The sequence below is a fragment of the Burkholderia sp. 4NA327C6 genome, from assembly GCF_005502655.1.
Lineage (GTDB): Bacteria > Pseudomonadota > Gammaproteobacteria > Burkholderiales > Burkholderiaceae > Burkholderia > Burkholderia contaminans.
The window spans coordinates 102,534-113,217 of record NZ_SCNZ01000004.1; the positions used below are offsets into that span (position 1 = coordinate 102,534).

9 protein-coding genes are annotated in these 10,684 nt (G+C 66.4%); 6 read left to right on the forward strand and 3 right to left on the reverse strand.

Annotated features, from left to right (window positions below; all coding sequences use genetic code 11):
* Positions 1 to 137 precede the first annotated feature (137 nt).
* On the reverse strand, positions 138 to 920 hold the full coding sequence (locus FFS49_RS05660) for a Crp/Fnr family transcriptional regulator (RefSeq protein ID WP_039356917.1): 783 nt from the start codon (positions 918 to 920) through the stop codon (positions 138 to 140).
* A gap of 919 nt (positions 921 to 1,839) precedes the next feature.
* Here FFS49_RS05660 and FFS49_RS05665 point away from each other — a divergent pair.
* The 5 genes from FFS49_RS05665 to polX all read left to right on the forward strand — a co-directional run bounded on the left by FFS49_RS05665 (position 1,840) and on the right by polX (position 7,994).
* Positions 1,840 to 2,622, forward strand: coding sequence for a Crp/Fnr family transcriptional regulator (locus FFS49_RS05665; protein ID WP_046547644.1), 783 nt, complete (start codon positions 1,840 to 1,842; stop codon positions 2,620 to 2,622).
* Positions 2,623 to 2,654: 32 nt separating this feature from the next.
* Positions 2,655 to 4,040, forward strand: coding sequence for an undecaprenyl-phosphate glucose phosphotransferase (locus FFS49_RS05670; protein WP_105815425.1), 1,386 nt, complete (start codon positions 2,655 to 2,657; stop codon positions 4,038 to 4,040).
* Positions 4,041 to 4,323: 283 nt separating this feature from the next.
* Positions 4,324 to 5,364, forward strand: a complete 1,041-nt coding sequence (locus FFS49_RS05675) for a glycosyltransferase family 1 protein (protein WP_224755739.1) — start codon at positions 4,324 to 4,326, stop codon at positions 5,362 to 5,364.
* 312 nt (positions 5,365 to 5,676) lie between these two features.
* Positions 5,677 to 6,069, forward strand: coding sequence for a TraR/DksA family transcriptional regulator (locus FFS49_RS05680; protein WP_039357354.1), 393 nt, complete (start codon positions 5,677 to 5,679; stop codon positions 6,067 to 6,069).
* A 155-nt stretch (positions 6,070 to 6,224) separates the two neighbouring features.
* Positions 6,225 to 7,994, forward strand: coding sequence for a DNA polymerase/3'-5' exonuclease PolX (gene polX / locus FFS49_RS05685; RefSeq protein ID WP_105815424.1), 1,770 nt, complete (start codon positions 6,225 to 6,227; stop codon positions 7,992 to 7,994).
* 54 nt (positions 7,995 to 8,048) lie between these two features.
* Here polX and ald read toward each other — a convergent pair whose 3' ends face one another.
* Positions 8,049 to 9,164, reverse strand: a complete 1,116-nt coding sequence (ald, locus tag FFS49_RS05690; RefSeq protein WP_105815344.1) for an alanine dehydrogenase — start codon at positions 9,162 to 9,164, stop codon at positions 8,049 to 8,051.
* 339 nt (positions 9,165 to 9,503) lie between these two features.
* Here ald and FFS49_RS05695 point away from each other — a divergent pair, with 339 nt between their 5' ends.
* A complete protein-coding gene (locus tag FFS49_RS05695; RefSeq protein WP_039356909.1) occupies positions 9,504 to 9,920 on the forward strand; it encodes a DUF3995 domain-containing protein in 417 nt (138 codons plus the stop codon).
* Between the two features lie 9 nt (positions 9,921 to 9,929).
* Here FFS49_RS05695 and FFS49_RS05700 read toward each other — a convergent pair whose 3' ends face one another.
* The gene (locus FFS49_RS05700; RefSeq protein WP_105815343.1) at positions 9,930 to 10,517 is read right to left on the reverse strand and encodes an RNA 2'-phosphotransferase; all 588 of its coding nucleotides are present in this window, start codon (positions 10,515 to 10,517) and stop codon (positions 9,930 to 9,932) included.
* Positions 10,518 to 10,684 lie beyond the last annotated feature (167 nt).

Below are 10,684 nucleotides of genomic sequence, written 5' to 3' on the forward strand. Positions count from 1 at the left end.
GCTGACGTCCCCCCGGCAGTCCGGCATCAGTAGACCATTGGCAGACGCGGCGTTCTGTTCGCCACCCTACAAACAACTGACCCGGCAGGCAGCGGACGGCACGCGCGGCGGCGCCCCGTCCCGATGCGGCACGCCGATCAGGCGCGCGACGCGGCCGGCACACCCGAATCGGCCGACAGGATGCGCTTCATCTCGTCGCGCACGATCGCGCGGCAGCCGCACGACATTTTTTCGAGGCCGTCGAGGTCGGCGAGCTCGATCGAACTCCGGTACTGCCGGATCAGGCCCAGCTTCTGGATTTCGCCGGCGGCATCGGTAACCGTTTCGCGCCGCACGCCGAGCATCTGCGCCAGCATGCTGTGCGTCACCTGGATCTCGATGCTGCGGGTCCGGTCGTACGCGAGCAGGAACCATCTGCATAACTGATGTTTGAGCACGTGATGACGGCTGCAGAATGTGATCTGCGAGACCTGCGCCATCAGCAGCCGCACGCAGACGAACACGAGATGGCGGATCACCGGCGATGCGTCGAACGCGGCGGCGAATACGCGCCGGTCGAGCCGGTAGACGAAACCGTCGCGGCAGGCCACGGCACGGCAGGGCATCCGCCCGCTGCCGCCGATCACGTCGTCGCACACCACGCTCTCGCTGCCGATCTCGGCGACTTCCAGCGTCATGCCGCCGGACGACACGTACTGCAGCGAAATTGCAGTCGTGACGGGCAGGTAGACCGCGGTGAGCATTTCGCCGGGCTCGCAGAGCACTTGCCCGGATTTCAGGTGGACGAGTTGAAGATGGGGAACCAGCGTTGCGAGCTCGTCGCGGTCGATGGCCGCGAGAAAGCGGTTTGCATCGAAGCTGTGGGAAAGCTCGATCATGCCGTTCGCGTACGCGACGGCGTCAGGGGCCTGGTGAGTCACGGCGCATCCTCGTAGGTGGCGGTCACGCGTTGTCTCGGCGATATCCCGGGAATGGGAAATTCGCACGATCGTGCGGACTTGTGTTCGTCAAAAATGGAGTGACGATACTGGCGAAAAGGCTAGCACGCCATTGAAATCGTTCAATTGCACATTGCGTCATTTCACAAAGTTTGACGATTTTGGCGGGTGCAAACGTCATCCGGATTTAATGATTCATTTCCGTGAAATTAATCATCCGGAAGTTGAATGCAACTTCGGGCATTCATTCCATGTCGGCCGCGAATCAATCGGGTGGCAGCGCGCATCGCACGGGGAAAGTGCCCGATGGGCATTGAACATTGTTTGGCAAATAAATGGTGTTCGCAAGAATGTCTCAAATAATCAATGGCTTGCATGAGAATTGTGCGATGGATGACAGAGGCGAAAATTAGTGTGCCGATTCAGATTTGAGACAGTTTCAAACAACCATGTGAGGCGCTCAGCCGTAACGGAATGTTATCCGGCACATCATGGAAACAATTGAAAATCGACTGTAAGTATATGAGCGACAAGCCGTGCAGCACCGGTGCGGCTGCCTCGGTGCGACGCAGGTGAATTGATCAGTCAAATCGCATGCAGTGTCCGCCCCCGGGAAGAGTGTCCGAAAATGAGACGCTTTTTTTGTTTTTTGGCTGGTTATTCGGTCGATCTAAATCAGGTGTGATTCATATATTAAGGATGGGCATGTATTGGCACGTAAATCGCTTATTCGGGCTGGCGTGTTGAAACGGAACGGTCGACTCGATCCGGCGGCGATAAGCCGACGGTCGGTCGGAATCAGGGTTGTGGGCCGCAACCACGATCAGTCCGGGCGCGCATCGCGATAACGAGTTTCGTGCACGCGGCTGCAGGCGGCGCGGACAATAAAAGGGATACAGACATGCTTCATCTTCACTCGAGCTATTCGGCGAACGCCATCCTCGATGCCCTCCCCGAGGACAGCATCCGCACCATCGCACCGCATCTCGAACTGGTCAGGATCAAGGCCGGGATGCTCGACCGGGTCGGCGAGCCGATGCGCCACGTGCATTTCCCGACGACGTCGATGATGTCGGTGCAGCACCTGATGGAGGACGGTGCGATGGTCGAGGTGGCGCAGGTCGGCCGCGAGGGCGTGGTCGGGCTCGCGACGCTGGTCGGTGGCGCCGCGGCGTCGCACCGGGTCGAGGTCCGTATCGGCGGGATGGCCTATCGCGTGCCGAGCTGCGTGATGCGCGCCGAATTCGAGCGCTCGCCCGCAACCTACCGGCTGCTGCTCAACTACTGCCAGGCGGCGATGGCGCAGATCTCGCGCAGCGCGCTGTGCAACCGGCATCACTCGGTCAGCGAGCAGCTCAGCCGCTGGCTGCTGCTTGCGCATGACCGCATCGACGGTGACGAACTGGCCGTCACGCAGCAGACGATCGCGAACATGCTCGGCGTGCGGCGCGAAGGCGTGACGGAAGCGGCGGGCAACCTGCAGGAAGCCGGGCTGATCCGGCAGCGTCGCGGCCGCATCACGGTGCTCGACCGCGACGGCCTCGAACATCACGCGTGTGAATGCTACAACCTGATTCGCGCGGACTATCGCAGGCTGCTCGGCACGCGCGGGACGGCGAGGCCGACACCGGTTCGGCCCCGCATGCCGGACGCGCATCGCGGGTTCCCGGCACATGGTGCGTGACGATGCAATCGAAGTCCGGTGGGACGAATGCGATGCGGCGTTCTGTGATCGCAGTTGCCGACGCCGTGCTCGTGCTGGCAGGCGCGCTTGCCGCGCAGGCGGCATCGGGCCTCGCGTGGCGCGAGTTGTCCGACGCGCAGCGCGGCGCGATCGCGCTGCTGTGCGTGCTGACCGTGGCCTTGCTGCCGCGCTACCTGCGCACCGTGCGTGGCAGCGTGGCGCCGCAAGGCGGCACGCATGCACTGACGCAGACGATGGTGGCGCTCGTTTGCGCGAGCGTGCTGACGGTAACTGCCGCGATGTGGATCATGAACCGTGGCGGCACGATCACGACACACTGGATCGTGCGCACGGTGCTGGCAGGCGACGCCGCGTTGCTGCTCGGCCGCGCCGCGCTGCTGGCGCTCGCGCTGACGCGTGACGACCCGCGCGCGCGGCAGCGCCGCGTCGCGGTGGTCGGCGCAACGGCGTACGGGCGTGTCGCGGTCGAGCGGATGCAGCTGGCGCCGCAGGGGCTTTTCGTGGCGGCGTGCGTATTCGACGACGACGCACAGGCTGCCTCCGGCGGCATCGGCGGCGTGCCGGTGATCGACGACTGGAACGTGCTGCGCGACCTGATTCGCGGCGGCGAGATCGACGAGGTATGGCTCACGCTGCCGATGTCGCACGAGTGGCGGATCCAGCGCATCGTGCGCGAGTTGCGCGACGAGTTCGTGGAACTGCGTTTGTTGCCCGACGTGCGGCAGATGGCGGTGGTCGATCGCTCGGCGACCGACGTGCTCGGCATGCCGGCCATCAACCTCGCGACTACGCCGCGCTCGGCGCCGGAGCTGTGGGCGAAGTTCGCGTTCGACCGGCTCTTTGCATTCGGCGTGCTGATTCCGTTGCTGCCGCTGCTGTCGATGCTGGCGATCGCGGTCAAGCTGTCGTCGCCGGGGCCCGTGCTGTTCAGGCAGCGCCGCAAGGGCGTCGACGGCCGGGAGTTCGACATTCTGAAGTTCCGGACGATGCGCGTGCATCGTGTACAACCGGGCGTCTTGCGACAGGCGTCGCGGAACGATTCGCGGATCACGCGCGTCGGTGCGTTCCTGCGGCGTACGTCGCTCGACGAGCTGCCGCAGTTCTTCAACGTGCTGTTCGGGCAGATGTCGGTCGTCGGCCCACGCCCCCATGCGATCGAACACGACGACTTGTACCGGCAACTGATCGACTGCTACATGTACCGCTACCGCGTACGGCCGGGCATCACCGGGTGGGCGCAGGTGAACGGCTATCGCGGCGAGACGCGCAAGGTCGAGGCGATGGAAGCGCGTGTGAAATTCGATCTGTTCTACATGCAGAACTGGAGCTTCTGGTTCGACATGAAGATCATCCTGTTGACGGTCGTGCGGGGATTCATCGGACGCAATGCTTTTTGAGGATGACGAATCATCCGGGAAGCGGTGCGTTGTGCGATCGAACGTACTGACCGGAGCGCAGGTGGCGAACACACTGACGGCACAGCAGCATCCCGTGTAACGGGATGTCCGGCGGCGCGAAGGCGCCGCAGCCATCGGAATGGTCACGATCATGTCAACGTCGATTCGAGAGCGAAGCGCACCGGTACTGCAGGAAGCGCGCGCGGAGCGGGGCGCCGGCACGGCCGCGTATACCGCGCGGCCGTGCCGGCTCGCGATCAACGGGAAATTCACCGCGCAGCGCATGACGGGCGTTCAGCGCGTGGCATTCGAACTGACGGCCGAACTTGCGCGGATCGCGAGCGCCGACGATGCACCGTCGCTCGTCGTGCCGTCCGATCACGATCCGGCGGCCATGCCTGCCGGCGCGCGGTCGCAGACGTCCGGGCGCCGGCATGGCACGCTGTGGGAACAATGGACGCTGCCGCGCACGACGCGCGGCCGGACCTTGCTGAGCCTTTGCAACATCGGCCCGCTGGTGAAGCGCGATCAACTGCTGATGATTCATGACGCGGCGATTTTCGATCTGCCGGCCGGCTATTCGATGGCGTTTCGCCTCTGGTACCGCTTCGCGTTCTCTATCATGAAGCGACGTGCGCGCCATATCGTGACGGTCTCGCATTTTTCGCGGGCGCGGCTGGCCGCGCGGCTTGGCGTGCCGCCTGCACGCCTGTCGGTCGTGCCGGGCGCGGTCGATCATATCGACCGCATCGATGCCGATCCCGGCGTGCTGTCGCGCCTGAATCTCGAGACGGATCGCTACGTATTGTTCGTCGGGTCCCTCGCACCCGGCAAGAATCTCGTGCGCGCACTGGCCGCGGTGGCGCTGATGCGCGAGTCGCACCCGACGTTGCGTTTCGTGATCGCGGGGGGCGCCAATGCGAAGATCTTCGGTGCACGGGCGGCCGGCCTGCGCGAAGACGATCCGTACGTCACATGGGCCGGTTACGTGACCGACGGCGAACTGAAAGCGTTGTACGAGCATGCTGGCTGCTTCGTGTTTCCGTCGCTGTACGAAGGATTCGGGCTGCCGCCGCTCGAGGCGATGCGGTGTGGCTGCCCGGTCATCGTGTCGAACGAAGGGGCGCTTCCGGAAGTCTGCGGCGGTGCAGCGCTGTTCTGCGATGCGTATTCACCGCCGGATATCGCCGCGGCGATCGCCCGCGTGATGGACGATCCCGAACTGCGGGCACGGTTGCGCACGCTGGGCCGCGAGCACGCGCAGCGATACAGCTGGCAGCGCTCGGCGCGCATGTTGCTCGACATCGTCCGTGCCGATGCTTGACGCGTGATGAGGCAATGGTGCTCGCGGGGCGAGCGATCCCGGTGGCATCTGCGATAACCGTATTCGACGACGTCGCGATTTCGCGTCCGTCCCCAGTTCCGGCGCGCGTAGGCCGAGCGCTGCAGTGCACGCTGATTCCGGTCAACACACGCGCGTTCAATGGGTTTATCCTGCGTCGAATGCATCCGGCACTTCGTGCTGCCGGGCGCAGATCCGGACACGGTGGCAGGCGGTGATGCCGGCCCGCCGCGCACCGGCGCGATACTGCGCGCCGCAATGCTCCGCGCGCAACCCGGAACAGGAGAGACGGCCATGGCGCTCGACCCACAACAACGGCAGACGCTGAAACAGCGGCTGAACGAGAGCGAGCAGACGTTGCGTGCGGAGATCCGCACCAGCGAAGACCAGCGCGCGTCGGAGTCCTATGCAGACCTCGCCGGCGCGGCGCCGGACGAGGGTGACGAGGCCAATGCGGATCTGTTCGTCGACGTCGATCATGCGTTGATCGGCATGAAACTGACCGAGCTGCGCGCGATCGGCCGCGCCCAGCAGCGGATGCGCGACGGCAGCTACGGCGAGTGCATCGACTGCGACGGCTCGGTCGGCTACGAGCGCCTGCTGGCGCGCCCGGCCGCCGAACGCTGCACGCATTGCCAGTCGATCTACGAGCGGCAATACGCCACGACGCCGCGCGCCTCCCTCTGACGCCGACAACGTCTCCATCACGACGCTGCACACGCGGCGCGGCCGGCGTACGATGATGAACGGGCGCCCGGCGGTGTCACCATGCGGTGCCGGGCGGGCAGACGCCGTCGCGCACGCGCGCGGCGCCATCCACGTGGAAGGGAGCCACGCCGATCATGCCGATCCACAACGCCGAGTGTGCGGCCGTGTTCACCGAGATTGCCGACATGCTCGAGATCCAGGGCGCCAATCCGTTCCGGGTGCGTGCCTATCGCAACGCAGCACGGACGATTGGCGACTACGGGCGCGATATCCCGACGATGATCGCGAACGGCGACGATCTCGGGAAGATTCCGTCGATCGGGCCCGATCTCGCGTCGAAGCTGCGCGAGATCGCGGCGACCGGCACCTGCGAACTGCAGCAAACGCTGCGTCACGCGTTGCCTGGCGCGATCGTCGAGCTGCTCGACGTGCCGGGGCTCGGCGCGAAGCGTGTGAAGGCGCTCCATGACGCGCTGCACGTCGATTCGCTCGAGCAGCTTCGCGCGGCCGCGAAGAGCGGGCACGTGCGCGACTTGCCGGGCTTCGGCGCGAAAACCGAAGCGCATCTGCTCGAAGCGATCGACGACCGGCTGAAGCGCGAACCTCAACGCTTCCTGCTGCCGGATGCGGCGCACTCGCTGCTGCCGCTGCTCGAACGCCTGCGTGCGATTGCGGGCGTCGGCAAGGCCGTGCCGGCCGGCAGTTTCCGCCGCCGCCGCGAGACGGTCGGCGATCTCGACATCCTCGTCACCGCACGTGATCCAGGCGCCGTCGCCGAAGCGTTCGTCGGTTATGGCGAGGTGGCGCGCGTGCTCGCGCACGGCAGGACGAAGTCGAGCGTCGTGCTCGCCAGCGGATTGCAGGTCGATCTGCGCGTGGTCGATGCCGATGCGTTCGGCGCGGCGCTCGTCTACTTCACCGGATCGAAGGCGCACAACATCGCGTTGCGCAGGATCGCGCAGGCCGGCGGGCTGAAGATCAACGAGTACGGCGTGTTTCGCGGCGACGAACGGATTGCCGGCGCGACCGAGACATCGGTCTATGCGGCGATCGGGTTGCACGACGTGCCGCCCGAGTTGCGCGAGGATCGCGGCGAGATCGACGCCGCGCGCGCGGGCACGCTGCCGGCGCTGGTCGAGCGCAAGCACGTGCACGGCGATCTGCATGCGCATACCGACGCGTCGGCCGGCCGCGACAGCCTGCGTGCGATGGCCGATGCGGCGCGCGCACGCGGGTTCGCGTACCTGGCCATCACCGACCGGGCTCCGCATGCCGGCGGTAGCCGCGGCGGCTTCGACTGGCTTTCCCGGCAGCTCGACGAGATCGATCGCCTCAACGCGTCGTTCGACGGGTTCGTGCTGCTCAAGGGCGTGGAGGCGGGCATTCGCGAGGACGGCAGCCTCGATGTGCCCGATGCGATGCTCGGCCGGCTCGACCTCGTGGTCGGTGCGGTACGCGACGGCTTCGACCTGTCGCGCGACGCACAGACCGCGCGCATGCTGCGCGCGATGGACCACCCGCATTTCACGATTCTCGCGCACCCGACGGGCCGCGTGCTCGGCGAGCGCGATGCCTGCGAACTCGACGTGCCGCGCGTGATCGCGCATGCCGCGGCGCGCGGTTGCTTCGTCGAACTCGATGCGCAGCCGCGGCGGCTCGACCTGCCGGACGTCTGGTGCCGCGAAGCCGCGAAGGCCGGCGTGCCGGTGGCGATCGGCTCGGATGCGCGCAGTGCGGACGAACTCGACAATCTTGCGTACGGCGTCGATCAGGCGCGACGCGGCTGGCTCACGCGGCCCGACGTGCTGAACACGCGCACGCTCGCGCAATTGAGGCCGCTGCTTGCACGCACGATGGGAGCGGGCGGCTCGTTAAAGCGTGGCGGCGGCTCGAAGGGTGCGTGAACGCAGCCGGCGGCGCGTGCCGTCAGTTGCTGGCCGGTCATGAATGCGGTCACCTCATGCCAGTACGCCGGTCGCCGGCACATAGGGCAGGCCAAGCGCCAGCGCGACGGCTTCGTACGTGATGTGTCCGTCGCACACGTTCAGGCCCGCGCGCAGATGCGGATCGTCGGTCATTGCCTGCTTCCAGCCCTTGTCGGCGAGCGCGAGCGCATGGGTGAGCGTCGCGTTGTTCAGCGCGAAGGTCGACGTGCGCGCGACGGCGCCGGGCATGTTCGCGACGCAGTAGTGCACGACGCCGTCCACGACGAAGGTGGGGGCCGCGTGCGTCGTGGCATGCGAGGTCTCGAAGCATCCGCCCTGGTCGATCGCGACGTCGACGACGACCGCTCCCGTGCGCATCGTCGCGATCATGTCGCGCGTGACGAGCCGCGGTGCCGATGCGCCTGGCACGAGCACGGCGCCGATCACGACGTCGGCATCGCGCACGGCTTCGTCGATCGTGTGTGCATTCGAGCAGACGGTCGTGATCCGGTTGGCGAAGACGAGGTCGAGCTGGCGCAGCCGGTTCACGTTGGTATCGAGCACGGTGACGCGCGCGCCGAGGCCGACTGCCATCTGCAGCGCGCCGGTGCCCACCACGCCCGCGCCGAGCACGACGACATGCGCGGCCGGTACGCCGGGCACCCCGGCCATCAGCAGGCCACGCCCGCCGCGCGGGCTTTCGAGGTGGGTCGCCGCGACCTGGATCGACATGCGCCCGGCCACCTCGCTCATCGGCGCGAGCAGCGGCAGGCCGCCGCCCGGGCCCGTCACGGTTTCGTACGCGATGCAGACTGCGCCGGACTTCATGAGTGCGGCCGCCTGGTCGGGATCGGGCGCGAGATGCAGGTACGTGTAGAGAATCTGGCCGCGTCGCAGCATCGCGCATTCCGCCGGCTGCGGCTCCTTGACCTTGACGATCATGTCGGCGCGCGCGAAGACTTCGTCGGCGCCGTCGCAGAGCGATGCACCCGCGGCCGTGTAGTCGTTGTCGAGCAGGCCGATCGCCGTGCCCGCGCCGCGCTGCACCAGTACGCGATGGCCGTGCCGCGTCAGCTCGCGCGCGCCGGCCGGCGTGAGGCCTACGCGATATTCGTGGTTCTTGATCTCTTTCGGCACACCGATCAGCATGAGTCGCCTCCATGGCCTTCGTTATCGTTTTCGTGCAGGTGCGCATGCGGCGACCGATTGCACGTGCGGCCGATCGCGCAGGGGGCGTATCGACGGCAGTACTGGAGTAACAGCGTAGTAGCGCGCGGAGGGAAGTCAAGCGGCCGGACCGCGTGCACTGGCGCGCGCACTGCATCGCAACATGCGCCGTCGCGGGTGGCGGATTGCGACCGGAGGTCGCAATGCACGTGGTGCCGGGTTTCGGTATCGTCACGTGTGGCGCGGATAGGGGCCGCGTGCCGGCACTCTGCCGCCAACACATCGAGACGACGAGACAAAGACACGAGGGCATTGACCGACATGACCGGAGCGTATTTCAGCGTGCCGACGCTTTGCGCAATCGCGCTCGTTCACGTCTACTGGGCGTTGGGCGGGCGGCGCGGCAAGGGGGCCGCCATTCCGGAGCAGGACGGCGAGCCGCTATTGCGGCCGACCGCCGTCGGCACGCTCGCGATCGCGGTGGCGTTGCTGGGCGGCGCGTGCGTGGTTGCCGCGCGTGCCGGCTGGCTGGGGCCGAACACGTATCCCGGTACGATCTCGTTCGCGGTCGTTGCGTTCGCACTGATCTTCGCGGTGCGTGCCGTCGGCGATTTCCGATACGTCGGCTTCTTCAAGCGGATTCGCGGGTCGCGTTTCGCGCGCATGGACACGCTGTGTTACTCGCCGCTCTGCGCGGCGCTGGCGCTGTCCATCGCGTCGATGTTCTGGCCGTGGTGAGCGCGCGTCTCAGCGCGCGGGGCCGTCCATCTCTACAAGGAATTCCGCCGGCACGGTGTCGGTCAGCCATACGCCGTTTTCAGCGACGAAGAACGTGTGGCCTTGCCGATGCATGCGCCGCGCATCGACCTCGAGTATCACGGGCACGCCGTAGCGCGTGCCGACAGACAGCGCCGTGCGGATGTCCGGCGACAGATGCACGTGATGACGGGCACCAGGTTTCAGCCCTTGCGCTCGAATCGAATCCAGGAAGCGTGTCGCAGTGCCGTGATAGAGGCGCTCGGGCGGCTGCGCGACCGGATAGCGGCGCTGCACGACCGGTGTCGAATGGCCTTGTACCGCACGGATGCGATGCCCGTCGTCGGAGAGGGCGAAGCGCTGCTTGTCGTTGGTTGCGCAGACGGTTTCGAGCGTCGCACGATCGAGGTGGTGCCCCTGGCGAGCGGCACCGGCGATCAGTGCGTCGATGTAAGCCCAGCCTTCCGGGTCGAGTTGCAGCCCGATCGACTGCGGCGCGTGGCGCAGCACGTAGCTGAGATATCGGCTGATGCCGGTCGCGTCGGTCGCCGGCGGTTCATTCTTCTTGTGTGGTTTCATGAGAGGCGGAGGCTACCAGAGCGCCACGCGAACAGGCGGTCCCGGGTACCCCGTGTAGCTGGAAAGAGACATCCGTCGGCGCGACTCGCCACACCGCAATCGTCTACCTGACGCCCGCATCAGTCGGTCATCACGCGATCCTTGTCGATTCCGACTCCCGGATTTTT